General features: G+C 65.7%; 27 protein-coding genes, 2 tRNA genes and 1 pseudogene. 8 read left to right on the forward strand and 22 right to left on the reverse strand.

The window, feature by feature from the left end; translation table 11 throughout:
• Positions 1-51 precede the first annotated feature (51 nt).
• Positions 52-1,503 (reverse strand): TolC family outer membrane protein, encoded by a 1,452-nt coding sequence (locus ACT53N_RS02565; protein WP_476062407.1) that lies wholly within the window; start codon positions 1,501-1,503, stop codon positions 52-54.
• A 125-nt stretch (positions 1,504-1,628) separates the two neighbouring features.
• On the reverse strand, positions 1,629-2,201 hold the full coding sequence (locus ACT53N_RS02570; protein WP_476062408.1) for a protein-L-isoaspartate O-methyltransferase family protein: 573 nt from the start codon (positions 2,199-2,201) through the stop codon (positions 1,629-1,631).
• 294 nt (positions 2,202-2,495) lie between these two features.
• Here ACT53N_RS02570 and ACT53N_RS02575 point away from each other — a divergent pair, with 294 nt between their 5' ends.
• On the forward strand, positions 2,496-2,630 hold the full coding sequence (locus ACT53N_RS02575; RefSeq protein WP_476062409.1) for a hypothetical protein: 135 nt from the start codon (positions 2,496-2,498) through the stop codon (positions 2,628-2,630).
• Positions 2,631-2,687: 57 nt separating this feature from the next.
• Here ACT53N_RS02575 and ACT53N_RS02580 read toward each other — a convergent pair.
• From ACT53N_RS02580 to ACT53N_RS02590, 3 genes are all read right to left on the reverse strand, one after another.
• A tRNA-Asn gene (locus ACT53N_RS02580) sits at positions 2,688-2,762 on the reverse strand.
• A 134-nt stretch (positions 2,763-2,896) separates the two neighbouring features.
• Positions 2,897-2,971: transfer RNA gene (locus ACT53N_RS02585), tRNA-Asn, on the reverse strand.
• 214 nt (positions 2,972-3,185) lie between these two features.
• A complete protein-coding gene (locus ACT53N_RS02590) occupies positions 3,186-3,890 on the reverse strand; it encodes a glutathione S-transferase N-terminal domain-containing protein (protein ID WP_476062410.1) in 705 nt (234 codons plus the stop codon).
• Positions 3,891-4,054: 164 nt separating this feature from the next.
• On the opposite strand from ACT53N_RS02590, the gene ACT53N_RS02595 reads away from it, so the two are divergent.
• Positions 4,055-4,450, forward strand: coding sequence for a hypothetical protein (locus ACT53N_RS02595; RefSeq protein ID WP_476062411.1), 396 nt, complete (start codon positions 4,055-4,057; stop codon positions 4,448-4,450).
• A 1-nt stretch (position 4,451) separates the two neighbouring features.
• On the opposite strand, the gene ACT53N_RS02600 is transcribed toward ACT53N_RS02595, so the two are convergent.
• The 3 genes from ACT53N_RS02600 to ACT53N_RS02610 are packed head-to-tail and all read right to left on the reverse strand — an operon-like array spanning position 4,452 to position 7,615.
• Positions 4,452-4,889: a VOC family protein gene (locus ACT53N_RS02600; protein ID WP_476062412.1), complete on the reverse strand. Its 438-nt coding sequence runs from the start codon at positions 4,887-4,889 to the stop codon at positions 4,452-4,454.
• Positions 4,890-4,949: 60 nt separating this feature from the next.
• Complete coding sequence (locus ACT53N_RS02605; RefSeq protein WP_476062413.1) at positions 4,950-6,881, reverse strand: ABCB family ABC transporter ATP-binding protein/permease; 1,932 nt, start codon at positions 6,879-6,881, stop codon at positions 4,950-4,952.
• Entirely contained in the window at positions 6,809-7,615 is an 807-nt protein-coding gene (locus tag ACT53N_RS02610; RefSeq protein ID WP_476062414.1) for a hypothetical protein, read from the reverse strand. The genes ACT53N_RS02605 and ACT53N_RS02610 overlap by 73 nt, the downstream gene beginning before the upstream one ends.
• A 71-nt stretch (positions 7,616-7,686) precedes the next feature.
• On the opposite strand from ACT53N_RS02610, the gene ACT53N_RS02615 reads away from it, so the two are divergent.
• Positions 7,687-8,295, forward strand: coding sequence for an LOG family protein (locus ACT53N_RS02615; protein WP_476062415.1), 609 nt, complete (start codon positions 7,687-7,689; stop codon positions 8,293-8,295).
• A gap of 100 nt (positions 8,296-8,395) precedes the next feature.
• On the forward strand, positions 8,396-8,704 hold the full coding sequence (locus ACT53N_RS02620) for a DUF8200 family protein (protein ID WP_476062416.1): 309 nt from the start codon (positions 8,396-8,398) through the stop codon (positions 8,702-8,704).
• Positions 8,705-8,780: 76 nt separating this feature from the next.
• On the opposite strand, the gene ACT53N_RS02625 is transcribed toward ACT53N_RS02620, so the two are convergent.
• The 4 genes from ACT53N_RS02625 to ACT53N_RS02640 all read right to left on the reverse strand — a co-directional run bounded on the left by ACT53N_RS02625 (position 8,781) and on the right by ACT53N_RS02640 (position 12,772).
• Positions 8,781-8,918 (reverse strand): hypothetical protein, encoded by a 138-nt coding sequence (locus ACT53N_RS02625; RefSeq protein WP_476062667.1) that lies wholly within the window; start codon positions 8,916-8,918, stop codon positions 8,781-8,783.
• A gap of 354 nt (positions 8,919-9,272) precedes the next feature.
• The gene (locus tag ACT53N_RS02630; RefSeq protein ID WP_476062417.1) at positions 9,273-10,412 is read right to left on the reverse strand and encodes an acyl-CoA dehydrogenase family protein; all 1,140 of its coding nucleotides are present in this window, start codon (positions 10,410-10,412) and stop codon (positions 9,273-9,275) included.
• Positions 10,413-10,516: 104 nt separating this feature from the next.
• Positions 10,517-11,731, reverse strand: coding sequence for an acyl-CoA dehydrogenase family protein (locus ACT53N_RS02635; protein ID WP_476062418.1), 1,215 nt, complete (start codon positions 11,729-11,731; stop codon positions 10,517-10,519).
• Between the two features lie 150 nt (positions 11,732-11,881).
• Positions 11,882-12,772 (reverse strand): nicotinate-nucleotide--dimethylbenzimidazole phosphoribosyltransferase, encoded by an 891-nt coding sequence (locus tag ACT53N_RS02640; protein WP_476062419.1) that lies wholly within the window; start codon positions 12,770-12,772, stop codon positions 11,882-11,884.
• 89 nt (positions 12,773-12,861) lie between these two features.
• Between ACT53N_RS02640 and ACT53N_RS02645 the strand changes: the two genes are divergently transcribed.
• Both ACT53N_RS02645 and ACT53N_RS02650 read left to right on the forward strand, forming a co-directional pair.
• Complete coding sequence (locus tag ACT53N_RS02645; protein ID WP_476062420.1) at positions 12,862-13,086, forward strand: DUF1289 domain-containing protein; 225 nt, start codon at positions 12,862-12,864, stop codon at positions 13,084-13,086.
• 208 nt (positions 13,087-13,294) lie between these two features.
• Complete coding sequence (locus ACT53N_RS02650) at positions 13,295-13,813, forward strand: TIGR02281 family clan AA aspartic protease (RefSeq protein ID WP_310211888.1); 519 nt, start codon at positions 13,295-13,297, stop codon at positions 13,811-13,813.
• Positions 13,814-13,815: 2 nt separating this feature from the next.
• Here ACT53N_RS02650 and dusA read toward each other — a convergent pair whose 3' ends face one another.
• A complete protein-coding gene (gene dusA, locus ACT53N_RS02655; protein ID WP_476062421.1) occupies positions 13,816-14,796 on the reverse strand; it encodes a tRNA dihydrouridine(20/20a) synthase DusA in 981 nt (326 codons plus the stop codon).
• Positions 14,797-15,283: 487 nt separating this feature from the next.
• Positions 15,284-15,904 (reverse strand): glutathione S-transferase family protein, encoded by a 621-nt coding sequence (locus ACT53N_RS02660; protein ID WP_476062422.1) that lies wholly within the window; start codon positions 15,902-15,904, stop codon positions 15,284-15,286.
• Between the two features lie 486 nt (positions 15,905-16,390).
• Between ACT53N_RS02660 and ACT53N_RS02665 the strand changes: the two genes are divergently transcribed.
• Positions 16,391-17,965: a sensor histidine kinase gene (locus ACT53N_RS02665; RefSeq protein WP_476062668.1), complete on the forward strand. Its 1,575-nt coding sequence runs from the start codon at positions 16,391-16,393 to the stop codon at positions 17,963-17,965.
• Positions 17,965-18,693 (forward strand): response regulator transcription factor, encoded by a 729-nt coding sequence (locus tag ACT53N_RS02670; protein ID WP_476062423.1) that lies wholly within the window; start codon positions 17,965-17,967, stop codon positions 18,691-18,693. Before ACT53N_RS02665 ends, ACT53N_RS02670 begins: the two co-directional genes overlap by 1 nt.
• 113 nt (positions 18,694-18,806) lie before the next feature.
• Here ACT53N_RS02670 and ACT53N_RS02675 read toward each other — a convergent pair whose 3' ends face one another.
• The 8 genes and pseudogenes from ACT53N_RS02675 to ACT53N_RS02710 all read right to left on the reverse strand — a co-directional run bounded on the left by ACT53N_RS02675 (position 18,807) and on the right by ACT53N_RS02710 (position 25,355).
• Positions 18,807-19,373, reverse strand: coding sequence for a hypothetical protein (locus ACT53N_RS02675; RefSeq protein WP_476062424.1), 567 nt, complete (start codon positions 19,371-19,373; stop codon positions 18,807-18,809).
• Positions 19,374-19,565: 192 nt separating this feature from the next.
• Entirely contained in the window at positions 19,566-20,186 is a 621-nt protein-coding gene (locus ACT53N_RS02680; protein ID WP_476062425.1) for a hypothetical protein, read from the reverse strand.
• Positions 20,187-20,204: 18 nt separating this feature from the next.
• A complete protein-coding gene (locus ACT53N_RS02685; RefSeq protein ID WP_476062669.1) occupies positions 20,205-20,930 on the reverse strand; it encodes a DUF2490 domain-containing protein in 726 nt (241 codons plus the stop codon).
• Positions 20,894-21,577 carry an OmpW family outer membrane protein gene (locus tag ACT53N_RS02690; protein WP_476062426.1) on the reverse strand — a complete coding sequence of 228 codons (684 nt, stop codon included), beginning with the start codon at positions 21,575-21,577 and terminating at the stop codon, positions 20,894-20,896. Before ACT53N_RS02690 ends, ACT53N_RS02685 begins: the two co-directional genes overlap by 37 nt.
• Positions 21,578-21,774: 197 nt before the next feature.
• Complete coding sequence (locus tag ACT53N_RS02695; RefSeq protein WP_476062427.1) at positions 21,775-22,557, reverse strand: SDR family oxidoreductase; 783 nt, start codon at positions 22,555-22,557, stop codon at positions 21,775-21,777.
• Between the two features lie 165 nt (positions 22,558-22,722).
• Positions 22,723-23,258 (reverse strand): annotated as a pseudogene (locus ACT53N_RS02700) (CC0125/CC1285 family lipoprotein).
• Entirely contained in the window at positions 23,245-24,057 is an 813-nt protein-coding gene (locus ACT53N_RS02705) for an RluA family pseudouridine synthase (RefSeq protein ID WP_476062428.1), read from the reverse strand. Before ACT53N_RS02705 ends, ACT53N_RS02700 begins: the two are co-directional and overlap by 14 nt.
• The gene (locus ACT53N_RS02710) at positions 24,054-25,355 is read right to left on the reverse strand and encodes a replication-associated recombination protein A (RefSeq protein ID WP_476062429.1); all 1,302 of its coding nucleotides are present in this window, start codon (positions 25,353-25,355) and stop codon (positions 24,054-24,056) included. The genes ACT53N_RS02705 and ACT53N_RS02710 overlap by 4 nt, the downstream gene beginning before the upstream one ends.
• Positions 25,356-25,382: the final 27 nt, after the last annotated feature.

Here is a 25,382-nt window from a genome sequence, read left to right on the forward strand (position 1 = left end):
GTGTTAAGCAAGCGCAAGTCCGCGCCTGGGCGGAATCGACGCGGATCAAACCTACTTCGACGCGCCCTTGGGCTTGGTCGAAGCCGCGCCGACGCTGTCGATCGCTTGCACAACAGGCTCCCACGGCACCCAGCCCACGCCATGCGTGACTCGGTTGTACGAGGCTTTGGGATCGTAGGCCGCAGTGGAGGAAGACAGCTTGGCGACATCCAGCTGGCCCATGGCCTGAAGGACGACGGCGCCGGCCAGATACTCGTCGCGACGGGCGGAGACCAGCGCCAGCTCGGCGTTGGACAGTTCCAACTGAGCGTTCAGTACGTCCAGCGTCGTGCGCAAGCCAACCTGCTGCTCTTGGCGCACGCCTTCGAAGGCGATGCGGGTCGCACGGACCTGCTCTTCATTCGAGACAAGACCCGCGCGCGAGGCCAGGAGGTTGCTCCAGGCGTTGGAGACCTGCTGGATCGCCGTGCGCTTGGCGCCTTCCACGGCGCTTCGGGCGGCGTTTTCACGCTCGGTGGCGGCGCGAACCTGCGAGGTGGTCAGACCGCCGGTGAACAGCGGAATCGAAGCGGTGATCGCGCCTGAGACGCTACGATCGTAGTCGTCGAACTGGCTGCCGACGCCCGAGCGCTTATCGGCGGCGTAACCAACCGAAGCGCGCGCGGAAACCGTCGGACGATAGCCAGCCTTGGCCACGGCGACACGCGCTGCTGCGGCCTCCTCGTTGAACTTCGCGGACGCCACCCCCGGATTGGTCGTCTGGGCGGCCTCGAAGGCCTGATCAACGCTGGACGGCAGCAGGCCCGCCAGGCTGGGCTCCGGAGCCAGTTCGCCGGGGGTCTGCCCCACGACGGCGGCGTAGGAGGCGCGGCTCACTTCCAGCTGCGCCTGCGCTGCGGATAGCGCCGCCTTGGCTGAGGCCAGGCGCGCCTGCGACTGCGCGACGTCGGTCCGGGTGATCTCGCCCACATCAAAGCGGGCGTTCGACTCGTCGAGCTGCCGCTGCAGAACCGCGACGCTTTCCTTGGCGATGCGAAGGCGCTCTTGGTCCCGGCGGACGTCGACATAGGCCTGAACGACGCTGACCAGCACGCTCTGCTCGACCGACCGGAGGCCCTCGCGCGCCGACAGCACGTCAGCCTCAGCGGCGCTCACGCTCGCGGAGGCGCGGCCGCCCGTGTAGAGCGGCTGGCTGATCGACAGAGCTGCACTGCTGCCCGAGACCTTCACATTTGCGCCTGCAGCGGCGGGGTTGGTCTCCGAACCCGTGATGTCGGCGGTCGCACCGATAGTCGGACGGAAACCCGTCTTAGCCTGGACGACGCCTTCATCCGTCACCCGCGCGCTGGCGCGTTGTTGCTGCAGCGTAGGATTGGTCTGATAGGCGAGCGCGATCGCATCGGCGAGGGTCTCTGCGTTCGCGACGGAAAAGGCCCCGGCCAGGAGGCCAGCGCTGCAAGCGGCGGCCAGCAACCCGGCCCGTCGACGGTACGACATCAACATTCTATCCCCAATCACGCGAAGCCCGCGCTCGCCACAATATGATCGCGTGTAAGTCGCTCCGCCAGTCGTCGCCAGTTAAGCTTTTTTCACGCAAACGTTGCGGCGGCTCGCCTGAGCCCACGATATCAGAAGCTGAAGCCGGTCTCGGCTTCGAAGCCAGCCAGAACGGGCGGCGCAGCGTCAAACGCGGCGCGACGGCCCACGCCGTCTTCGGCGCGTAGATAAATCGCGGCGCGGCCGACAGGACCGGTGCGCTCGACAACACCCAAGCGACCGCCATGGGCTAAGGCCTCTTGCCAAGCCTTGGGCGCCACAGCGACGGCGCCTTCGCAGACGATCACGTCGTAGGCGCCGAGGGGAACCGTCTTCAGATCATCGCCGTCGTGCCGCGTGACCGAGAGACCCATCTTCTCCAGAACTGCGGCCGCGTAGGGCGCGGCGATGGCCAGGGCGGTCTCGCCTTCGCGCGGCTTCAGCGCCTGCAGCAGCTTGCCGACCTCCCGAGGACGCAGGAGCCAGCGACCGGGCGCGTACTCGATATCGGCGTCAGCGTAGGCCAAGTAGGCTTTCGAGGCCGGCACCACGCGCTCGCGAGCCACGACACGCAAGGCGTCCTGCAGTGGCAGGTCGGTCACGTCAGCGGTGCGAATTTGGCTCTCGACCATGTTCAGCCGCGCGGCGGCGAAGTCGGTGCTCATGGAATCCCTCGAAGGACTGGACTTTCGAGCAGGCTTATAGGTCCGCCGCTCATTGAAACGCAATGCGATCCCAGAGCTCAGCGACGTAAAGCCCCCTCCCCCGAGGCTGGAAAATCATCACACGGCGATGGGCGGATACACCCATAGAGCAAATCAGGAGCGATGGAGCTTTCAATTGAGCGTTGTCATTGAAGCTTGGTTGATCGCCGCTACGCCAAGCAACATAAGGGTACGTCGCCGACATGATCGGCGACGGAGGAAATCGCTCGCAGCACGACGACTTGGGGTTCTGTCATGCATAGTGCGCCGATCGTGATCGTACTCGCGGTGATCGCCTTAGTGCTGATCTATTTCCTGCCGTGGATCGACGAAAAGCTAAAGCGCGCTTACGGCCGCTGGCGCCGCAAACAGCGTGAGCGGCGACAATAACGGATGCGCTGACGTTGGAGCTTGTTCAGCGAGTTGTCCGACACGGCGGTCGGAGAGTGGCTCCGCGGGTAGGATTCGAACCTACGACCAGCCGGTTAACAGCCGGCTGCTCTACCACTGAGCTACCGCGGAACAGGTCGCTCTCAAGAGAGGGCGGGAAATAGCCATCTCGTCGAGTCGATGCAAGCGAGAAAAACGCGCCAACTCCGCACCAACCACGCGAACACGCTGGCAGGAAATATGCTGGTTTTCAGGAAATCAGAGAGTGGCTCCGCGGGTAGGATTCGAACCTACGACCAGCCGGTTAACAGCCGGCTGCTCTACCACTGAGCTACCGCGGAACAGGTCGCTCTCAGAAGAGGCCGCGTGATAGCCGCCTCATGGCGCCGATGCAAGCGCCTAATCCAAAAAAAGCAGCCCGGCTTGGCGGCCGGGCTGTGGAAGTCAGTGATGGTGGGTGCCTTCAAAGAAGACAGGCCAAAAATCGCCACATCATGGTTAATGTATCCCTAATTCTTAACGGCGAGGCCAAAGGGTCGCAGGACGGAGAACGCCTCAAGCGCGCGCTGGAATTTGCAATCCGCGTTGGACGGCCGGACGGGCGAGCCCCGTCTCCAACCAACGCGGAACATTTTCAAGGCCGCCGTAGTCAACGAGGTCGCCCGCCTCATAGAAGCCGATCAGATTCCGGACCCAGCCAAGGGTCGCGATGTCGGCGATCGTGTAGTCATCGCCCATGATCCATCGCCGATCAGCCAGCCTCCCCTCCAGCACGCCCAGCAACCTCTTTGACTCCGCGACATAGCGTTGCAGGGGTCGCTTATCCTCGTACTCGCGGCCGGCGAACTTGTGGAAGAAGCCTAGCTGCCCAAACATCGGGCCGATGGCCGCCATCTGGAAGAACACCCATTGCAGGGTTTCGTAGCGAGCTGTCGGCCCTGTCGGCAAAAACTTGCCGGTCTTTTCCGCGAGATAGACCAGGATGGCTCCGCTCTCGAACAGCGCGATCGGCCTCCCATCGGGTCCCGAGGGATCGATGATGGCGGGGATCTTGCCGTTGGGATTGAGCGACAGGTACTCCGCGCCCCAGGTCTCGTTCTTCCCGATGTCGATCAGGTGCGGCTCGTAGGGCAGTCCGGTCTCCTCCAGCATGATCGAGACCTTCACGCCATTGGGCGTCGGCAGCGAATAGAGCTGGATCTGGTCAGGCCTCGCGGCGGGCCAGCGCTGGGTGATTGGAAAGACGGACAAGTCGGACATGGACAATCCTTGGGGCGAGCGCAGAAAGGCCGCCCGCATTTGGAGACGCCACGTCTGATTTTCCAGAGCCCCCGAAACGGGGAGAGAAGGCTCTGTCGCCTTTGATCACAGAGCGAACATCGCTATCCGATATAAACCACACGCTCGGGGGGGCGCGATTTTTCATGACGACTGCCGATGACCATTGGCCGACCACGCTTCAGCGCGTCGTCGGCGCGCTGAGCTTCGAGATTGAAAACCCCGGCCGCAGCCAGTTGCAGATCCGCGCAGAGCCGAAGGACGACGCCAGCCAACTCCCAGCTCTGGTGAACTTGGCGATTCAAGCTGCGATCGAGATGGATCGCCGGGTGGGGAACGCGGATTGCGAGCCGCCCGTCGATCGGGCGACCATTCTGGCCCGCAAGGATCTCGCGCGCGCCATGTTCGATGGCGCTCACAGCATGCTGCTCACGGGCTACGCCACGGCGTACCGGCTTGAACTGGCGCGCATTCTCTGGGCGGCGATCGCAGACGCGCCGCGTCGCCGGCTGGAGGAGCTGGCTCGGCCGCAGGTCTCCTGACCTACCAGACCCCCACGTTCGGCATCGACGCCCAGGGCTCGGCTGCGGGCAAATCGCCGTCCTGCAGCAGCTCTATGGAGATGTTGTCGGGCGAGCGCACAAAGGCCATGTGACCGTCGCGGGGGGGACGATTGATGGTAACGCCCATGTCCATCAAGCGCTGGCAGGTCTCATAGATATTGTCGACCCGATAGGCCAGGTGGCCGAAATTGCGACCGCCGCCGTACTCCTCGTCGTCCCAGTTGTAGGTCAGCTCGACCAGCGGCGCCTTGCGCGCCTTGGCCAGTTCGACGTCCTCCGGAGCGGCGAGGAAGACCAGGGTGAATCGGCCTTTCTCGTTCTCCATGCGATACATTTCCTGCAGGCCCAGACCTTCGCAGTAGAACCGCAGCGAGGCGTCCAGATCGCGAACGCGGATCATCGTGTGCAGGTAGCGCATGGCGGGGCTCCAGGAAGTCGGTTGATGGCGATATAGGTCCCGCTGGGCCGGCGGCAATCCCTAAACCGGTTCGCGTTCACGGGTCTGACGACGCCATAGCGCGGCGTACTCGCCCCCGGCGGCCAGCAGGGCCTCATGACGACCGCGCTCGACAACCTTTCCCCGGCGAAGCACGACAATTTCATCGGCGTCAGCGATCGTCGAAAGGCGGTGCGCCACCACCAGGGTCGTGCGCCCCGCCCTAGCCTTACGCAAAGTCGCCTGGATGGCCGCTTCTGTGCGACTGTCGAGCGCACTGGTCGCCTCGTCCAGGATGAGCACGCGCGGCTCGGCCAGCAGCGCACGGGCGATCCCGACGCGCTGGCGCTCACCGCCCGACAGCTTCAAACCCCGCTCACCGACCTTGGTCGCCATGCCCTCCGGGAGACTGCGGATGAAGTCGCCGAGCTCCGCCGCTTCAGCGGCCGCCCACACTTCGCTTTCGCCGACCTCAGGTCTGGCGAAGGCGATATTGGCCGCGAGCGTGTCGTTGAATAGCGCCACATCTTGCGGCACCAGCGCAACGGCCTTGCGCAGCGACGTTTGAGTCAGGGCCTTGAGGTCTTGGCCGTCCAGCGTGACCCGTCCGGCTTGAGGATCAATCATCCGCAACGCCAGGCGCACCAGCGTTGTCTTGCCTGCTCCCGAAGGCCCTACAATCGCAACGGTGGAGCCTGGGGCGACGGTGAGCGAAACGTCGCTGAGTCCCTCGGACCGCGCGCCATGGCGGAACGACACCGTTTCGAACGCTACCGCTCCGCCGCGTTGGTCAGCGCAAGGCGGCAGATCCTTGGCGTCCGGCGCATCGGCCACGTCGGCCGATTGCCGGCGAAGGCTTAGCATCGCTTCCATGTCGATTAGCGACTGGCGGATCTCGCGGTAGGCGAAGCCGAGGATGTTCAGCGGGGCATAGAGGTTGATCAGGATCAGGACGGCCGCCGTGACGTCCCCGGGGCCCATCCGGCCGTGCGCGGCTTCCGATCCGGCCAGCACCGCCATCACGCCCAAACCGACGCTCATGACCGCTGATTGGACAAGGTTCAGCAGATTGAGGGACTGCGCCGCCTTGATGTTAGCCCGGCCATAGACGTCCAATGCGCGCTCATAACCCGCGACCGCTCGCGCCTCGCCGCCGAATGACTTGACCGTCTCATAGTTCAAGAGCGCGTCGACTGCGCGACCAGCCGCCTCGGCGTCGGCCTCGTTCAGTGCGCGACGATGACCGATCCGCCAGTCCGAGATGGCGAAGGTCAGGTAGCCGTAGATGGCGACCGTCACCAGCGCGACCGCAGCGAACCGCCAGTCATAGGCCTTGGCCAGGACGGCGGCGGCCAGGATCAGCTCGATCCCGGTCGGCGCCAGGTTGAACACCAGGCTGCGAAGCAAGAAGTCCATCGACCGCGCGCCGCGATCGATGACCCGCGACAGCGAACCGGTGCGCTTGGACTGATGGAAATCGATCGACAGCGACAGAGCGTGCGAGAAGGTCTCGACCGCTGCGCGGTTCTGCGCCGCCTGGGCCACGGGCGTGAAGATCGTGTCGCGCGCCTGAGGCGCAGCCGCCGAAATGAAACGCACCAGAGCCCAGCCCGCCGCAAGGCTTGCGAAGGTCAGGGTGACCGTCACCGCCACGCCCTGCCCCACGGACAACCGATTCACCGCCTCGCCCAGCATGAGCGGCGCCAGGACGCCGAGCACCTTACCCACCAAGGTCAGCAGCAAGGCGACGGCGACCCGCCAACGCAGGCCGGGCGCCTTGGATCGCAGCACCAGCTGAGCGAGATCGCCCATCGCCTTCCAGAAGCGAACAGGCTGATCAGCCTTGGCGATCGCTCCGGCCACCGCTTCGCGGCCGGGTGACGGCGGACCGCCCAGCCCCCTCATCGACGATCGCCGTGGATCAGCAGGGTGGTCTGAACGCCGCCGCCCGGCGTCACCCAGTCGATGCGCCAACCCGTCGCGACTCGCTCGGACCGAACGGGACCCGAGGTGAGCGCCAAGGGCGGCGTGGCCGGGATCGTCACCTGATCTTCACCGCCCTCGCCGCCGACCTGGATGTCGTGAGCGCCCCGAGACATCGGGTCTTTCAGCGCCACAAAGAAGCGGCCAGCGTCATCCGCGCGACCGCCGCCGCTGACGACGCGATCAACCCGGACATTCAAACCCGCCCCTGGCGCAGCGACACCCGAGACGACCGCGCCACCGGCGCGATCGATGTCGACCGCCAGAATTCTGGGCGCGGTCGACGATGGCGCCAGCCGCCATGCGCCGGCGCCTGCACGGAGCAGAGCGACATGACCCTCCTCGGAGACCATCACATAGCCTTCCGCCTGCACCGTGCGCCCGTCACGCGTCATCGAGAGCCCAAACAGGCGGACGCCCGCCTGGATCGGCACGACAACGGTCCACCGTCCCTCGCCGTCCGCCTTGCCCAAGACGACCTCACCGTCGGGCGAGCCTAGACGCAGGTCGGCGTTGGGAAGCGCCACGCCCGCCAGGGTTAGGCGCCCGCTGGTTCGCTGAACGCTCTGGAGCGCCGGCGGCGGGAGATAGCCCGCCTCGGCGCTATCCGCCTTCTCGGAGCGCTTGGGGTCGCTCGACGCGCCAGGATCACAGGCGCCGAGTAGCGTAGCTGCGGCGAGCACCGTGATCGATAGCTTGAAACCCCGCGAGCGAATCCTGATCATGCGGCCTCAAATAGGAACGAACTGGTGGCGCGCGATCCCCGTGCGCCATTGTCTTTTTGGAGTGGACGACGATGTCCCACGAGTCCATGCGCCTGGACGCCGTCTGCGTCTACTGCGGCTCGTCGAACGACGCCAACCCGGCTTACATCACTGCGGCCTTCGCCGTCGGCGAGAGCTTCGCCAAGGCAGGCTTGAAGCTGGTCTATGGCGGAGGCGGCGTTGGGTTGATGGGGGCCGCGGCTCGGGGCGCTCACGCGGCCGGCGGGGCGGTTCTGGGGATCATTCCCACCTTCCTGCGCGGTCGAGAACAGCCCTTCGACGACGTGGAGACGGTCATCGTCGACAGCATGCACGAGCGAAAGATGATGATGTTCGAGCGCTCGGACGCCTTCGTCGTGTTGCCCGGCGGCATCGGCACTCTGGAAGAGATCATCGAACTTCTATCTTGGCGCCGTTTAGATCTTCACCAGAAGCCGATTGTGTTCCATAACCCCGGCGGCTTCTGGGATCCGCTGTTCGCCCTGATCCGGCATACGATCGACCAAGGGCTTACCCCACCCGATCTCGCGAACGCTTGGCGTTCTGTCGAACGGGCCGAGGACGTCACGCCCGCCCTTCTGGCTTGGGACACCGAAATCTATCAATCGGGCGCGCCAGACACGCTTCGGCGCTTGACTTAGTTTTCAAAGAAAACGAACTATGCCGCAGGCGCGCGACGCTCCCGATCGCGCGCTCATGCGCTGGAACTCCCATCCAGCGCGGGGATAGGAGACTGTAGGAATGCGTACCGCCATTTTCGCGGGCCTTTTGGCCTGCGCGCTCGTCACGCCGGCCTTCGCCGCTGACACCGAGAGCGCCTCGCTTAAGCTGAAGATCGCCCCGACGACCGAGTCGTTCATTCACGATGGCTCGGCTTGGCGCTGCATCGGCGACACTTGCACCACGACCAAGGCCCGCTCGCTGCCGGCCGCTCGCGCCTGCCGTAAACTGGCCGCCCAAGTCGGCGAACTGACGGCGTTCACCTATCGCGGCGCCGCGATCGAGGGCGAAGCGCTGGCCGAGTGCAACACGGCCGCCAAGAAGGGCTGAGGCTCTTCATCAGACCAAGAGGCAGGGGCCTCCGCCTTGGCTGGCGGAGGCCTTGTTCTTTGTTGGATGACGCCTGCTACTTTCGCCCAGACTTTGGCGAGGAAGACTTCGGCGGCTTCGAACTGGGCCTGCCGCCCACAAGCATGCCGCCCAGCAAGGCGAACGAAAGCATGGCGTGGTTCATCTTCGATACGTTCATGGCGGCGTCTCCCAGACATTGCCGTTAGGACCAGGAGACGCGCGCGGCTTACAGGGGTTTTCACCCTCCTAGTCGTCAGCGCGTCACCGCCAAGAATGCGCGCATGGCCAGGCCTCGCAACCATAATTAGTCCGTATAGAGAGCATATCCGTATGCGGATGAGCTAAAGGCAGACACCTGAAAAGCTTCCGAATTTTAGTCCGCATACTGTCAGTTTTGAGGCAGACTTTGCACCGCCGGCGTTTCCCGACCACCGAAGCTGACAACGGGCTGGACCTGGCGCAGATGGCTACCGCGCAAAGGAAAGCCGCCCGCGTCGCGATGACGCAGGCGGCTTCTTCATTTCAACCCGTTGGTCCGTAGGCGGCGTTAGGCCGCCGCGTCGAACGATAGGGATTCGTAGCGCTTCAGGTGATGGTCGACCGAGCCGAACAGGCCTTCGATCATGGTCGCGCGCTTGAAGTAATGGCCGATCGCCAGCTCGTCGGTCATGCCCATGCCGCCGTGGATCTGGATGGCGTTCTGGCCGACGAACTTGCAGGCCCGACCGATCCGGACCTTCATCGCCGAGACGGCCTTGGCGCGCTCAGCGGCGCTCTCGCCAACCTTGATGGTGGCCATATAGGTCATCGACACCGACTGCTCGACCTCAATGAACATGTCGACCATCCGGTGCTGCAGCACCTGGAAGTTGGCGATCGAGGTGCCGAACTGCTTGCGCTGCTTGGCGTAGTCCAGCGTGCCTTCATGCAGCTTGCGCAGCACGCCGACCGCCTCAGCGCCAACGGCGGCCGTGGCTTCGTCCATGACCTGCTCGACCAAGGCCAGACCGCTTTCCGAGATCAGGGCTTCGGCCGGGATCGAGACGTTCTCGAAATAGACTTCCGAGGCGCGGTTGCCGTCGACCGTCGGATAGTCGCGGGTCACGACGCCCGGCAGGCTCTTGTCGATAATGAACACGCCCACGCCGCCGGCGTCGCGTTGAGCGCCGCCCGTGCGAGCCGTGACGATCAGGTGGGTGGCGAACGGCGCGCCGACCACGACGGCCTTGTGGCCATTCAGCACCCAGCCCGAGCCGTCCTTCTTGGCCGTCGTCTTCAGGTCTTGCCAGGTGTAGCGGGCCTGCGGTTCGGCGTAGGCGAAGGCGATCGTGGTCGAGCCGCCGACAATGCCTTCGATGACCGACGCCGCGCCGGCGTAGCCCGAGTGCTTCATGAAGCCGCCGCCGATCACCACGGTGCCCAGGTACGGCTCGATGACGAGCGCCTTACCGAACTCTTCCATGATGATCATGTTGTCGATCGCGCCGCCGCCCAGGCCGCCCAGTTCCTCGCTGAACGAGGCGCCCAGAATGCCGAGCTCCTCAGCGAAGGCCTTCCAGTAATCGGCGCGCCAACCGGCGTCCGAGCTGACGATCTTGCGGCGAGTGTCGAAGTCGTACTTGTCCTGAAGGAAGCTCGCGACGGAGTCGCGGACCATCGACTGCTCTTCGGTGAAGTTGAAATCCATCCCTGGGTTTCCGTTCTTCTGTCGCCCGGTTTTCGCGCCGGGTCGTTGAAATCATGAGAAGCGAGACCGGGCCGCTCGGCGGCCCGGATCGTTGTCTTTGAGCGCTAGAGCCCCAGCACCATCTTGGCGATGATGTTGCGCTGGATCTCGTTCGAGCCGCCATAGATCGACGTCTTGCGGACGTTGAAGTAGGTCGGGGCAGCGCGATGAGCGAAGTCGGGGCCGATCGGATGGGCGTTGTCGCCGTCCTTCGGGAAGCCACGGAAGTACGGCGCGCCATAGTGGCCGGCCGCCTCCAGCACCAGTTCGGTGATCCGCTGCTGGATTTCGGTGCCCTTGATCTTCAGGACGCTGGACTCCGGCCCGGGACCCTTGCCGGCGGCTTCGCCGGCCAGGGTGCGCAGCTCGGTGTACTCCAGCGCGGTCAGGTCGATCTCAAGCTCGGCGACCTTGCGCTTGAACATCGGATCCTTGATCAGCGCGTCGCCGTCATCGCTCAGTTCGGTCGACGCGATCTGGCGGATGCGCTCGATGCCGCGCTTGGAACGCGCCACGCCCGCGATCCCGCTACGCTCGTGGGCCAGCAGGAACTTGGCGCAGGTCCAGCCCTTGTTCTCTTCGTAGATGCGGTTCTCGACCGGCACCTTGACGTTCTCGAGCCAGACCTCGTTCACCTCGTGCTCGCCGCCCAGGGTGATGATCGGACGCACGGTCACGCCCGGCGACTTCATGTCGATCAGCAGGAACGAGATGCCTTCCTGGATCTTGGCGTTCGGATCGGTGCGGACCAGGCAGAAGATCCAGTCGCCGTGCTGGGCCATGGTGGTCCAGGTCTTCTGGCCGTTGACCAGGTAGTATTCCTTGCCATCGTCGCCCGTGAAGCGCTCGGCTTTGGTCTTGAGGCTAGCGAGGTCGGAGCCTGCGCCCGGCTCGCTGTAGCCTTGCGACCACCAGATGTCGCCCGACAGCGTCGCCGGCAGGAAGCGTTCCTTCTGCTCGGGCGTGCCGAAGGTGTAGATCACCGGACCGACCATGTTGATGCCGAACGGCAGGATCGGCACGCAGTCGGCGCGCGCGGTCTCTTCCGACCAGATGTAGCGTTGCACCGAGGTCCAGCCCGGGCCGCCGTATTGGGTCGGCCAAGCCGGAGCCACCCACCCCTTCTTGGCGAGAACGCGGTGCCAGGAGAGGAAGTCCTCCTTGGCCATCTCCTCGCCTTCTTCCTGCTTGTCGCGCAGCCCGGCCGGATAGTTCTCGGCGATGAAGGCGCGAACCTCGTCGCGGAAGGCGAGGTCCTCGGGCGAGAAGTCGAGATTCATGGCGAGCTCCCGTTCAATCGGCCCCTCGGATGGAGGCCGTTATTGCGTTTCGGGAGTCATGATATGGCTCGAACGTCCGTTTGGAAAGATGACGTTAGCGTCAACGGAAGTGAATATTATCCGCGTTCACTTAGACGCCCCCAGACGGGCCTACCGGACCTCGCAAGCCAGCTTCACCAACGCCAGCGCCGAGACGCCGCCAACACCCTCCTCATCGTCGATTTCGAGGGTCAGGAGCGGGGACTTGCCAAGCCGGTCCAGCAACCTGGCGTGCCCCGTCGCCGAACTCACATGCGCTGCGAGACAATGGTCGATCGCCGTGGGCTGGATCGCCTGAACAATCGCGGCGGCCGCGCAGGCTGCGTAACCGTCAAGAAGCACGGGCACTTTCTGGACGCGGGCGGCCAGAATTGCGCCGGCCACAGCGGCCGTCTCGCGACCGCCCAACTGGCGAAGGATCTCAAGCGGATCATCGCCCATGCCCTCGCTCCGGGCGCGCGCAACAGCTGCAGCCACCGGTTCTGGATCGTCGGACCAGGCGGACGCCTCGCCGCCAAACAGCGCGAGGCAGACAGCAGCGGCGGTGCGCGCCGGCTCGGCGGCGATGACGCCGGGGATCAGCAGATCCGGCTGTTTCGCCAGCGCCTCCATGCCGAACGCCATGGTGGCGGCCGCCTCTTTCTCGCTCATCGAGGCCTTGGCCACCATGTCCGGCGAAGGCCGGTCAATCGCCAGGTCGAAGGCTTCCAGACCTGCGCCTTGAACGCCAGCGAGACGGGAAACGGTCGCGCCTCCTGCCGCAATCGCCTCCAGACGCTCCCGCGCCCACCCCCGAGGGCCCACGCCCTGACGGGCGCCGGCGTAAAGCGCGACGACCGGCCGATTGACAGCGGGCGGAGTCTTGCCGGACCAGGCCGTCAACCAAGCCGAAATTTCGGCCAGACGCCCACCCTGTTCGAGCGCCGGCGACGGTCCCGGCCGGGGCGGCGAGATCGCGAGCTGGCGAATGTCAGAGAAGGGAGAAGCGGTCTGGTCGGTCATGGAGCGGACTTAAACCGGTCCTCGGCCAAAGCAAGCCCCCTCCCCGCAAACCCTTGCGCCCACGGCGGCGAACAGGAATGCTGACAAGCATGACGACGAGCGCCCAGCCCCCACGCCCCATTGTCACGCCCTGCGTAAAGGTCTGCGCGGTCGACGGCGCTTCCGGCTATTGCCTGGGCTGTCGCCGAACCCTGCCCGAGATTGCCGGCTGGGCGCGCCTCAGCGACGCCGAACGCGAGGCCGTGATGGCCGCCCTCCCCCATCGCCCTGACCCCATGGTCGCACTGATGGCGTCAACGCAGGGATCTGGGTGACCCACCCCTCGAATAACCGAGGCCGGAATTCGAGAAACAATCCCCCTTCACTTAGACCTGGGAGCAAAACTGAAGTAGATGAGCAGCGCATTATTGCTTCGGTAACCAAACCGAAAAATTAGATCGTCTGATTCATCCATTGAAAACGCCTCACCGCTAATCATTCAGGCAACGATCGCAGAAGCGGTCTCAAAGCCTACAAGGCAGGGTGTCTTCTATGTTGAGGTTCGCGGTCATCGCCCTTGTCGGGGCCCTGTCGGCGGTCGGCGCCGCTAAGGCCGTCGTCTCGCTGGATGACCTGCGTCATCCGCAACTCCGCGCACCGTCAGCTGCGACGGCGACCCTGGGCGGGGCCGAAGGCGGCGCAGCTCAACTGTCCAAAGACAGCGATGGCCATTTCTGGGCCCAAGGCAATGTTGACGGCAAGGCCGTTCGGTTCCTGGTCGATACAGGCGCGACCGCCGTCTCGCTCAGCATGGCCGATGCTCAGCGGCTGGGCATCGACACCAGCCGCCTCACCTACGACTATAATGTGATCACCGCCGACGGCCGCACCCGCGCCGCCGCGGTGAAACTGGCCAGCGTCTCGATCGCCGGCGCGCGTGTTCGCGACGTCGACGCCCTCGTCATCGAGAAGGGCCTGGAGAACTCGCTGCTGGGCATGAGCTATCTGGGCCGCCTGTCGCGGTTCGAGGCCACTCAGACCTCGCTGATCCTGCACCCCTGACCCTATTCGTCCGCCGGAACCAACCGCTCCTCGCGCGACGCCAAGGCGACCCGAACCGCCTCCAGGGCGCGGTCCACCACCTCCAGACCAGCGCCCGCCTTGACGCCCTCGACCGTCAGGATCCGGCGCCAGGCGCGTGCGCCAGGCAGTCCGTGAAACAGGCCCAGCATGTGCCGGCTCATCGCCGCCAGATGCGTTCCGGCGGCTAATTCTCGCGCGAGATAGGGCCTGTAGCGCTCGACAGCCTGTAAGCTGTCGACGTCATCGACATCGAACCCGAACACGCGGCGGTCAACCTGACCCAGCAAGCCGGCCTCGTGATAGGCCGCGCGCCCCAACATGACGCCGTCCACCCCCTTCGCCAGGTGCTCCAGCGCGGCGTCGATACTCGACACGCCACCGTTGATCGCGATCGTCAGGTTGGGGCGCTCGCGCTTCAACCGATAGACGAGATCGTAGTCGAGCGGCGGGATGTCGCGGTTTTCCTTGGGCGACAGCCCCTGGAGCCAGGCCTTGCGCGCATGCACGATGAAGGTCTCTATCCCGGCCGCCGCGCAGCGATCGACGAGCGCGAAGAGACTGTCCTCGGGGTCTTGGTCATCGACGCCGATCCGGCACTTCACCGTGGCCGGAACCTGTACAGCGCCCTTGATCGCCGCCATGCACTCGGCCACCAGGTCCGGCTCGCGCATCAGACAGGCGCCGAACCGGCCGCTTTGCACGCGATCGGAAGGACAGCCGACATTCAGGTTGACCTCGTCATATCCGAAATCCTCGGCGATCCGCGCCGCCTGCGCCAACTCGACCGGGTCGGACCCACCCAACTGCAACGCGACCGGATGCTGGCCGGGATCATAGCCCAGCAGCTTGTCGCGATCCCCGTGCACCACGGCGCCGCTGGTGACCATCTCGGTGTAGAGGAGCGCCTGCGATGACAGCACGCGATGCAGAGACCGGCAGTGCCGATCTGTCCAGTCCATCATAGGCGCGACAGAAAATCGATGGGCTTGGTATGTCAGATCTTTATCCTTAAAATACAATTATTTATACCAAAATCGAGGCGCAAACATCTACTCTAGACTTCGCGGATTTTCTCCAAGCCATGCGCCTCCACACCGATTTTCTGGCGTGATAGCCGTCACTATAAAACAAAAATATCAGGCAATTGGTGTGTGCGCGGTTGAAACAAGGGCGGTTATCTGAGCGAGACACTCGACGTGCGCAAGTACGCCGACTTATGGATGCGGCAAATCGAGCGTGGCCGCCACTGGGATCTTACCCGCCGCCCGCAAGCTTGACGCTACAGTGACCTTCGGCGACCTCTTGAGACTGCGGCAGTGCCCGGCGTCCCCGCCAGGCGCGTTACAAGCGTCGTCCCGCGAAATACCTATCCAGCTTGTTGGGCTATGTATGGCGAAGCGCCTCAATTGGCTCTCGCCGCATAAGTCGGACGCCCAGCGATCGCCTGGCCTATCCAGGCGCTCGCGGCGCGTCCCTAGGCCCTGCCGGCGCATGTTGCGGCAACCGTGGCAGGCCTCCAATCATGCCGTCCGGACGAGCCTTGGCCAGCATGCGCCGATAGGCCGCACGGGCCTCGATCCTGGCTTTCCAGTCGGCCACCCTAGGAAACTGCGATTGCTCTACGAGGCTCAACGCCGTGGCGGCGTTGAGCGGGAACATCATCATGATGTCGGCGCTTGAGAAGGATGCTCCGCCAAACCACGAATGCTGAGCTAGGAAGTTCTCCGCGAACTGCACCACCGCCTCCGAGTCGACTAGGCGCGAGCGCTGCTTGGGCGGCTGGGCGGTCCAGGCGCGGTAGTCTGAGAACAGACGTGCGGCGAGGCTGCCTTCAGCGTAGTGCATCCACATCAGATGGTCAGGATGGTCGCGGCTGTCCAGCGCGGATTGAAGGCGGCCAGGAGCGTGACGATTGAGGATCAGCTCGATAATTGCGCCGGATTCGACCAGAATCTGATCGCCGTACTTTACGGTCGGGGCCATCGGGACCACTGGACTAAGTTCACGGATCAGGGCCATCGAGCCGGCCAGATCGCCGCGCTTGAACTTCAGGTCGTAAGGAAAGCCCAATTCCTCCATTAGCCATACGATCCGTTCAGACCGACGACCTTCGAGATGATGGATCGTGATTGGAGGTAGAGGCCCGCCGGTCTTCGCGGCGGCGTTAGAGGCCAGTAACGGAGCGACGGCCATGCCGGCCAACGCGCCCAGCGGGAAGAAGATTAAGCCCCGCCCAATTAGTCCACTAGTCTGTTAAAGGCCGCCGAGTCTAAGGCATAGCTAGTCGCTGATTGCTTTCGCGAGGCGCGCGGGTGATGAGGTTCCCTTTCCAGTCGGGGTTAGGAAAAACGACGAAACGGCGGATTGTCTCCGCGGCTCTTCAAGCCACGCTGGGGACATGACGCCGGGCGACGCCAAAGCCGACCGCAGACGGAGCCTGACGATGGCCAGGAGCTGGCGATAGCGAAGCTTCGGCCTATCTCTATAGCGCCCCTAGCTGCGGAGATCTTTGTGAAGCCGCTGTTTTCGACCCGCCTCACCGTGGCCTTCGCGCTGATGGCGTCGCTGGCGCTGGCGCAAGGAGGCCTAGCCGCCTGGATCGCAACGCGCGCGGAGCACCAAGTCATCCGGGGCAGGGTCGCCGGCGACCTGCAGAGCGGTTTCTGGGAGCTCTCGGCGACAAAGCAGCGGCTGCGGGCGTGGTCGCTTCGCGCGCTGATGGGCGCCCCCCACGCCCCCGGCGACGGTGAAATGCTACGCCTGCGCATGGCCGCCACGATCACCCGACTGCAGGAGCTCAGCGCGCGCGCCGAGGAGATGGACCGGAACATGGGCATCCAGTCCGACGAGAGCGCCCAGCGGGACGATGCGCTGAAGCTGCTGTCGCAAAGCGTCGTGGCGCTGCGCCAGCCGATCGCCGAGATCAACCGCCGGGGCCCGACCCAGGACGCCTTGACCGCCTGGTCGGCCATTGAGGCGGTATTCGACAAGGGCGCCGGCCGCGACCTGCGCGAGATGCTCAACGGGCGCATCCAGACCGAGGCGGAGATACTCAAGCGCACCCGCCAGACGGCGGACGTCTATCTGGAACGGGTCAAGGTGCTGTGCTGGACGGCGGCGGGAACGCTCAGCCTGACCGGCGTCATCCTCGCGATCTACTTTATCCGAGCGTTGAGGCGCCCGCTGGCGGCCATGTCTGACGGCGCGAAGGCTTTTGAGCAGGGCCAGCTGGATCACCGGATGCCCGAGGACGGCTTTGGCGAGTTCTCGCGCCTGGGGGCCAGCATCAACCACATGGCCGAGGAACTGTCTGCCCGCCGCGAGCAGGAAGCCGAACTGCGCGCGGGCCTGGAGGTGCAGGTCGCAACCCGCACCCGGGAGCTCGAGGCGGCCCTGGGCGAACTGCGGCAGGTCGAGGCGCGGCGTCGCCAGCTGCTGGGCGACATCAGTCATGAACTGCGCACGCCGATGACCGCCATCCGCGGCGAGGCCGAGGTGGCCCTGCGCGGCAGCAAGTCGATCGAGGACTATCGCGAGGCCCTCCAGCGCATCACCCAGGCCTCGGGCCAGATGGGCGCGCTGATCGAGGATCTCTTGATGATGGCCCGCAGCGACGCTGAGGTGCTGCAACTTAATCTGACCCAGGTCGACCCCCGCCAAGCCCTCGATGAGGCCATCGCCACCCTATCCCCAGTGGCCCACAGTAAAGGCCTGGAGCTCAGGGTCGAGGTCGACAAAACTCCCGCGTGTGTGGAGGCTGATGGTCAGCGGCTTCAGCAGGTGATGGCCCTGCTGTTGGACAACGCAATTCGCTACTCGCACCCCGACGGCGTCATCGCCGTCCGCGCCGGTCCCGATCCGGCGGCGCCCGAGGCCTGGCGCCTGGAGATCCAGGACCAGGGGATCGGCATCGCCGAGTCCGACATGGCGCGGGTCTTCGAACGCGGCTTCCGATCCTCGGCCGCCCGCGCCCACCGCGCTGACGGCACAGGGTTGGGTCTGCCGATCGCCAAAACGCTTACCGAACGCCAGGGCGGCGCCCTCCGGCTGGAGAGCCGGGACGGCCAGGGCGTCCGCGCCGTCCTCACCCTGCCGCGCATGAACCCCGCCCTCGTCGAAGGAGACGCCTGATGCACATCCTGGTGGTGGAGGACGACGCCCGCGTCGCCGACTTCCTCGAACGCGGCCTAAAGGCCGAGGGCTACAAGGTCCGGGTGGTGCGCGACGGTGCCGGCGGCCTGGAGGCCGCGCGCGAACTGGACGCCATGCTTAAGGAGCTGGACCAGAGCGGCGTGATCCTGCTGGACCTGATGCTGCCAAAGATGACCGGCATGGAGGTCTGCCAGACCCTGCGCGCCTCGGGGATCATGACGCCGATCCTGATGCTGACGGCCCTGGGCGCTGTGGAGGATCGGGTCACCGGCCTGCGGACGGGCGCCGACGACTATCTGGTCAAGCCGTTCTCGTTCGAGGAACTGCTGGCCCGCATCGAGGCCCTGCTGCGCCGTCCGCGCGACCAGAAGGCGCCGACCAACCGCAAGCTCCAGGCCGGCGGCGTCGAGCTGGACCGCTCGACGATGCGCGTCACTCGCGACGGCGAGGAGATCGTGCTGACGGCGAGGGAGCTGGCCCTGCTGGAGCTGTTCCTTTCGTCGCCCGGCCGGGTGCTGAGCCGCGAGCGCATCCTCTCCAACGTCTGGGGCGTTGACGAGGACCCGCTAACCAATGTCGTGGACGTCTATGTGCGGCGGCTGCGCGCCAAGGTCGACCCGCTGGGCGCGCCGTCCTTCATCACCACCGTGCGCGGCCTGGGCTATCGCCTTGAGCCCGTCCCGCAAAAGGCGCCGATCGAGGCCTGAGCCGATCCGCCTCGCGAAGACCTCGCTCCAAGAAAACGCCCCGCCGGGCGGGGGATCCCGGTGGGGCGCAAGTTGAAGGGGTTAAACAAAATGCGGGGTGTGGGGGGTACGCTTTACTTGGCCGCGCCGTAGGGCAGCGAGGAGTGATGGGCGACGATGCGGATCGCGCCGTCGTCGGTCTTCTTGAACGTCCAGCTCTTGTCGACGACGGTCACCTTGCCGTTCTTGTCGGTCATGATGACGTTGCCGGTCGTGCTGGCGGTGTCGCCGTGGATCTGGACGGCGGCGTTCTTGATCTCGACCGAACGCCAGCCTTGCAGGGCGAAGCCCTTGTCGTTCGGATAGGCCGGGTCGCCGCCGACGAAGTAGGCCAAGGCGCCGTCCTTGGTGGTGCGGAAGGTCTGCGGCGCCGAGGTCAGGGTCGGCTTGAACAGCACCGGACCCAGGTTGTAGCCGTAGGCCTTGTCGAGCACCGTGCTGGCCAGAGCCTTGGCCTTGGCGTGACCGCCGGTCTCATGTTCGCGAGCGATCGACACCAGGGCCTCGCCCCAGGCCTTCTGGGCCGCCAGGACCTCGGACTCGGTCAGGGCGCCGGTATAGGTGGAATTCGCCCAGGCGGCCGGCGCGGTTGCGACCGCCGCCAAGAGCGCGCCGGCGGCGATGAGGGAGCGGGGGGTCATGGTGTTCTCCTGATCTGTCTGGCGTCGAGCGCCGTGGAAACAGGTCTAAGGACCCCGGGTGAACCTGAACTGTCGCGAAGATGAACGGCGGATTACAGGCTCCGCCCTCCGGCGCGGCGCAACGAATAAGCCGCGCCCCTTCCGGGACGCGGCTCTCCGTCGGCGGCAATCCCCTCGAGACGGGAACTGAGACTACCGCTTCCAGCTGTCGACCGTGTTGACCAGCGCGGCCACCTCGGCCGGCGCCAGGCCCACGGTCAGACCCTCGCCATGGTCGTCCTTGAAGCGCACGCGCCAGGGCGTGGCGTCGCCCGGCTTGTAGGCGGCGGCGATGTCGCGGATGACCTTCTCGGGCGCCTCGAACTCGACGGTCATGTGCTGGCCGCAGGTGACCGTGCCTTCGCCGCACTCCTCGCTCCAGCGACGCACGGCGCTGGGCGCGATCTTCATCAGGCCGTCGGCCGAGCGGAGGTGGACCTGGGTCACGTCGCGCCGGGCGCCGAAATAGGTCAGGTCGTAGGTGATGCGCCAGGACACGCCGGCCCCGTCGCGCGCCTTGCTGGCCTTAAGGTGCCCGTCGTGCACTGCCACGCCGTCGACATAGCCACCCTTGCGGAAGACGGGCTTGGTGCTGAACAGCACGTGGTCCTCCAGCGGATCGTCGCGCACCTCGATGCGCTCGGCGATCTTACCCGGCGTCATCTTGACCAGCGACGCTGGCAGCGGCTTGTGGCCGACGGAGGCCTGGGCGGCGCCCGCGGCGACGAGCAAGGCGAGCGCGGTCGCGCCCATGGGGATAGCCAACCTTTTCATGATGTTGCTCCTTACTGCTCAGAATTGAAGATTGATCCAGACGGCCGCGGCGTGGATCACCGCGTCGGGTCCGGTCCGAAAGGCGCGCTGGTGCAGGTAGCCGGGCTCTAGCGTCACCGTCTTGGAGATCGGCGCGGACACCCCGGCGAAGCTGCGCCACTGGTGCAGTCCGTCGCGCTGCCCCCAGGAGGTCTGGTTGAAGCCGACGAAGGGCTCGGTCCAGACCACGCCGCGCACCCTATCCTTGAGAGGCGCGGTTATCCGGACCTGTTGGCGCACGCGCCAGCCTGTCCCGTCACGCCCCTCGACCCAGCGCTGCTCCAGACGGGTCCGTCCCGTCAGCGTCACGCCCTTGCCGTCCCCCGCCAGGCGATAGGTCATCTGCTGCCAGCCTCGGTGCTCGTGGATGGTCGCGCGGTTCCTAGGCGTCGAGCGGTTGTAGGCGTAGCCCAGCGAGGCGGTCGTCGTGGCGTCCAGCCGCCAGCCCACGGATGGGCGGACGATCAGCTGGCCGAGGCGGCTGGCGTCGTCGCTGAAGCGGGCCTGGCCGTCGACGGCTAGCACGACCTTGTCGTTCAGCGCTCCCGTGGCGTTGACGACCGTCCAGGCCTGCGCATCCTCGTCGGTGGCGTGGGCCGCTCCGGCGCCGGCGAGCACGAGGCCCGCCAGCGTCAAGGCCGTCAGGGCGCGACCGCCCCGGCGAGCACTTAGAAGCGCCATGTCACACCCGCGCTCGCCACCCAGGGGTTCAGCTTGTGCTCCGTCTCGAGCACTAGCTGGCTGCCGGCGTGGAATCGCGCCGTGGTGTCCACGAAGTAGCGCTTCACATCGAGGCTGAGACCCATGGCTTTGTCGCGGAGCGGGACGTCGACGCCCATCTGCAGCGCCGCGCCGAACTCGCTTGAGAGGCCGACCTTCGTCGCGCCGAGCGCGCGGGCGCTGGCGCCGACGCCCTCGCCAAACACGATGAAGTAGGCAGGACCCGCGCCCACATAAGGTTTGATCCCACCCTCCATCGGGAAATGGTACTTCACGGTCACCGTCGCGGGGATGACCTCGGCGTTCTCGACTAGGGCCGCGCCCTTCAGCGTGCCCGAGCCGCGAACGTCATGCTGGGTGACGCAGCAGATCGTCTCGACAGAGACGCGAGGCGCGACGAAGTACTCGGCAGCGACAGTCGGGACCCAGGCGTCCTTGGCCCGGGTATCGGAGCCGGCTGGCAGACGAAGCTGGTCGACCTTGACCTTCGTGATGGCGCCATCAACCGCTACGTTCGTCGCCAGCAGCTTTAGCTGGAACTTGCCTGCCTCGGCAGCCTGGGCGTTTCCGGCTATGCCGGCTAAACCCAAAAAGACGGTCGCCGCGGCGACGACTGGAATATTCTTAAGCATTGTCTCCTGCCCTGTGGCGCGAGCCTTCGCCCGCGACGACAGAGCTAGATACGGCGGGTGAACCCGCCCTGTCGGCCAGATGAACGGCCGATTACAGCGCTCGGCTGGCGCGCAGATCCGCATGCCCTGGCGGGCAAAAGGCCAGCGTTAGGGCATGAGTTCTCAACACCGCAGACCTCCGAGGCGGCGAGCAGACGTCAGATGACGGTCATGCCGCCATCGACGACAATGACCTGGCCGGTGATGTGCCCGCCCGCATCAGACGCCAGCAGCAAGGCTGGTCCCATCAGGTCGGTGTCGCCTCCCAGCTTGCCCAGCGGCGTCTGGCGCAACATGTCGTCGCCGTGCTGACCGAGAGTGGTCATGGTCATCTTCGAGGGGAAGTAACCCGGCGCCACCGCGTTCACGCGGATGTTCTTAGGTCCCCATTCCGCCGCAAGCGCCCGGGTCATATTGATCACCGCGCCCTTGGCGGTGTTGTAGGCGATGGTGCCCAGTTGGCTGTGGTGGTGGCCCTGCAGGCCTTCGATCGAAGCGACATTGACGACAGCGCCCTTGCCTTGCTTCAGGAAGGCCTCCCGCGCGACGGCCTGAGTGAGAAGGAAAAGGCCGGTGACGTTCAGGTCCATGACCTTGTTCCAGCCCTCCGGCGGGTAGTCCTCGGCTGGGGCGCCCCACGCCGCGCCGGCGTTGTTGACCAGAATGTCGATCCGACCGAAACGCTCGAGCACGCGCGCGGTCAGGTCATACGTCGCGTTCGCTAGGCTAAGATCCGCCACGAAACCAACGGCGGTTCGCCCCTCCGCCGTCAGGACTTCAACGGCGGCGTCAAGCTCGGCCTGCTTGCGGGCGACCAGCGCCACCGCCGCGCCGTACTCCGACAGGGCCCGGGCGATCTGCAGACCAAGACCGCGCGACCCACCCGTCACGATCGCCACCCGGCCCGTCAGATCAAAGAGCGTGTGCAGGGGCGATGACATCTCGAGCTCCGGAGGAAGGACAGGGGGCGTTTTCGCGTCCCGTAGGCAGACGCCGCAGCGGCCGCTCTTGGCAGCGTAAGGACGTCAAAGCTTTGCATGCGCAAAAGGCGGGCGAAAGCACGCCCCTACGTCAAGCGCGCGCCGGACTTTCGCTAGCGACCGGCGTCAGGCCTCGGCGCGACCGTAACCAATGACCTTGACGATCTCGCGGGCGTCGTAAGCGTCGCGGTCACGCGGCGTGGCCCCCTTGCCGAACACCACCTCGATCGAACGGGCGTAGGCGGGTCCCGGGCCAAGATTGAAGCTCGTTCCCAAGCCCACGCCGACGCTGCTATGTCGCCCAAAGCTCGCCGAGCCGCCGCCGACCGATAGGCGCGGCCCCGACTCGCCACCACGGACAGTCGTGGAGCGGTCAGCGATGCGGAACCAGTCGTAGCCATCGCGCAGCGCCAACTCCGCCGCGCGCAACAAGGCATAGTCAGCGACTTGGGCTTCCGACGCGCCCGCGCCACCCTGGAAGGTCACGCGGTAGCGCCCAGCTTCTAGCCGATACTCAGAGTAGCCGACGGCGGTCGGCGAGCTCGCCGCCGAGCGATAGACGGTCGGAGCCGTGACGCAGGCGGCAAGCAGCAGAGCAGCCAATCCAGCAGAGATCAGGGGGCGTTTGAACGTCATGGCGGATACCTCTTACGCTGGATCAACGGGCGCGGGACCCGGCTGTTCCGGGACGGGCAGGTCCAGCGCCTTGAGCATCGCAATGAAGTCGCTCGGAAGCGGGGCGAGGATCTTGCGCTCACCACCCAGCGGATGCGGAAATGTAAGGCTGGCGGCATGCAACATCAGACGCGGCGCGGCGACACCTCCCAGCATCAGCGCCCCGCCGTAGCGGCTATCGCCGGCCAGCGGTCGGCCAATCGACGCCATGTGGACACGCAGTTGGTGCATGCGGCCGGTGTCCGGCGACAGCTCCACCAAAGCCGCCAGGCCGTTGTGGGCGAGGGTCCGATAGCGGCTGCGCGCCGTCTCAGCGTCAGGATGGTCCGGCGCGCAGACGCGCATATAGGCCTCGCGCCCCATCGACTCGCGGCGCAGCGGACTGTCGATCATCCCGCCCTTTGGCTCTGGCGCGCCGGCGACGATGGCCAGATAACTCTTGCGGAACCGCTTGGCCTCCAGGGCCTTGCCCAGCATTGACGCCGCAGGCTTGGTCTTGGCGGTCAGGATCACGCCGGAGGTGTCGCGGTCCAGTCGATGCACCAGCTTGGGCCGAGGCCGGTTGGGTCGCGCGAAGGCCCAAAGCAGGTCATCCAAGGTGTGGGCCTTGATGCGGCCGCCCTGGCTGGAGAGACCCGCCGGCTTGTTCAGCACGATGATCGTCTCGTCCTCGTACAGCACCCACGACTGCGCCGCCGCGATTTCGTCCGGCGTCAGGACGATGGGGGTCTCGGAGGCCTTGGGCTTGGCCACGCCCGGCGGGCGGCGGAACTTCGGACTGCTCATTTGCCGTCCTTACGCACCTTGCCCCAGGCTTCCAAGCGCTCACGCACCTTAGCCTCGGCGCCCACGGGCTTGGGCTCATAGAAGCGCCGGCGCTCCATGCCGTCCGGGAAGTAGTTCTGGCCCGACACGCCGCCCTCGACATCGTGGTCATAGGCATAGCCGTCGCCGTAGCCCAGCGACTTCATCAGCTTGGTCGGCGCGTTGAGGATGTGTGCCGGCGGCATCAGGCTGCCGGTCTCCTTGGCCGCGCGGCGGGCGGCCTTGTAGGCGGTGTAGACCGCGTTCGACTTGGGCGCGCTGGCCATGTGGACGACGGCCTGCGCCAGGGCCAGCTCGCCCTCGGGCGATCCCAGAAAGTCGTAGGCGTCCTTGGCGGCCGTGGTCAGCAGCAGGCTCAGCGGGTCAGCCGCGCCGATATCCTCAGAGGCCATGCGCACCAGGCGCCGAGCGATGAACAGCGGATCCTCGCCGCCCTCCAACATTCGCGCCAGCCAGTAGAGCGCAGCGTCCGGATCACTGCCGCGCACCGATTTGTGCAGGGCCGAGATGAGGTTGTAGTGCTCCTCGCGATCCTTGTCGTAAGCCGGGCGGCGCTTCTGCAGAAACTGGCCCAGCTGGGTCGGATTCAGCGGCGTATCGGTTCCGATCGAGAACAGGGTCTCGGCCAGGGTCAACAGGTAGCGGCCGTCGCCGTCGGCCATGGCCACCAGCGCCGAGCGGGCCTCGGCGTCGATCGGCAGGGGCCTGGCTTCAGCGGTCTCGGCGCGCTGAAGAAGCTGCTCCAACGAGTCCTCGGTCAGCCGCTTGAGCACAAAAACCTGGCAGCGCGACAGCAAGGCGCCGTTCAGCTCGAACGAGGGGTTCTCTGTCGTGGCGCCCACCAGGGTGACGATACCCTCCTCCACGAACGGCAGGAAGCCGTCCTGCTGGGCGCGGTTGAAGCGGTGAATCTCGTCGACGAACAAAAGCGTCGATTGCCCGGCCATACGACGCGCGCGCGCCTGCTCGAAGGCCTTTTTCAGGTCCGCGACGCCCGAGAACACCGCTGAGATCTGCATGAACTCATAACCGCCGGCCTTGGCGAGCAGCCGAGCAATTGTGGTCTTGCCCGTACCCGGCGGTCCCCACAGGATCATCGAAGCTAGGCGACGCGCCGCCGCCATCCGTCCGATGGGCCCCTCGGGGCCCAGCAGATGCTGCTGGCCCACGACCTCATCGAGGCTCTGGGGCCGCAGGCGGTCGGCCAGAGGCGATGGCGCGTGAGGTGTCAGACCGGCGGCCTGGAAGAGATCGGACATGACTCGGTTCTAGAGCGTGGCGGGCGA

The organism is Caulobacter sp. DMC95 (assembly GCF_056313785.1).

Coding starts and splice junctions, on each gene's coding strand:
- ACT53N_RS02630 (WP_476062417.1), bottom strand. CDS start 10,412: ATGGATTTCAACTTCACCGAAGAGCAGTCGATGGTCCGCGACTCCGTC.
- ACT53N_RS02705 (WP_476062428.1), bottom strand. CDS start 24,057: ATGAGCAGTCCGAAGTTCCGCCGCCCGCCGGGCGTGGCCAAGCCCAAG.
- ACT53N_RS02610 (WP_476062414.1), bottom strand. CDS start 7,615: ATGATCAGGATTCGCTCGCGGGGTTTCAAGCTATCGATCACGGTGCTC.
- ACT53N_RS02690 (WP_476062426.1), bottom strand. CDS start 21,577: ATGCTTAAGAATATTCCAGTCGTCGCCGCGGCGACCGTCTTTTTGGGT.
- dusA (WP_476062421.1), bottom strand. CDS start 14,796: ATGATGGACTGGACAGATCGGCACTGCCGGTCTCTGCATCGCGTGCTG.
- ACT53N_RS02665 (WP_476062668.1), top strand. CDS start 16,391: ATGGCGTCGCTGGCGCTGGCGCAAGGAGGCCTAGCCGCCTGGATCGCA.
- ACT53N_RS02695 (WP_476062427.1), bottom strand. CDS start 22,557: ATGTCATCGCCCCTGCACACGCTCTTTGATCTGACGGGCCGGGTGGCG.
- ACT53N_RS02710 (WP_476062429.1), bottom strand. CDS start 25,355: ATGTCCGATCTCTTCCAGGCCGCCGGTCTGACACCTCACGCGCCATCG.
- ACT53N_RS02670 (WP_476062423.1), top strand. CDS start 17,965: ATGCACATCCTGGTGGTGGAGGACGACGCCCGCGTCGCCGACTTCCTC.
- ACT53N_RS02590 (WP_476062410.1), bottom strand. CDS start 3,890: ATGTCCGACTTGTCCGTCTTTCCAATCACCCAGCGCTGGCCCGCCGCG.
- ACT53N_RS02595 (WP_476062411.1), top strand. CDS start 4,055: ATGACGACTGCCGATGACCATTGGCCGACCACGCTTCAGCGCGTCGTC.
- ACT53N_RS02675 (WP_476062424.1), bottom strand. CDS start 19,373: ATGACCCCCCGCTCCCTCATCGCCGCCGGCGCGCTCTTGGCGGCGGTC.
- ACT53N_RS02600 (WP_476062412.1), bottom strand. CDS start 4,889: ATGCGCTACCTGCACACGATGATCCGCGTTCGCGATCTGGACGCCTCG.
- ACT53N_RS02615 (WP_476062415.1), top strand. CDS start 7,687: ATGTCCCACGAGTCCATGCGCCTGGACGCCGTCTGCGTCTACTGCGGC.
- ACT53N_RS02575 (WP_476062409.1), top strand. CDS start 2,496: ATGCATAGTGCGCCGATCGTGATCGTACTCGCGGTGATCGCCTTAGTG.
- ACT53N_RS02680 (WP_476062425.1), bottom strand. CDS start 20,186: ATGAAAAGGTTGGCTATCCCCATGGGCGCGACCGCGCTCGCCTTGCTC.
- ACT53N_RS02620 (WP_476062416.1), top strand. CDS start 8,396: ATGCGTACCGCCATTTTCGCGGGCCTTTTGGCCTGCGCGCTCGTCACG.
- ACT53N_RS02565 (WP_476062407.1), bottom strand. CDS start 1,503: ATGTTGATGTCGTACCGTCGACGGGCCGGGTTGCTGGCCGCCGCTTGC.
- ACT53N_RS02570 (WP_476062408.1), bottom strand. CDS start 2,201: ATGAGCACCGACTTCGCCGCCGCGCGGCTGAACATGGTCGAGAGCCAA.
- ACT53N_RS02645 (WP_476062420.1), top strand. CDS start 12,862: ATGACGACGAGCGCCCAGCCCCCACGCCCCATTGTCACGCCCTGCGTA.
- ACT53N_RS02640 (WP_476062419.1), bottom strand. CDS start 12,772: ATGACCGACCAGACCGCTTCTCCCTTCTCTGACATTCGCCAGCTCGCG.
- ACT53N_RS02635 (WP_476062418.1), bottom strand. CDS start 11,731: ATGAATCTCGACTTCTCGCCCGAGGACCTCGCCTTCCGCGACGAGGTT.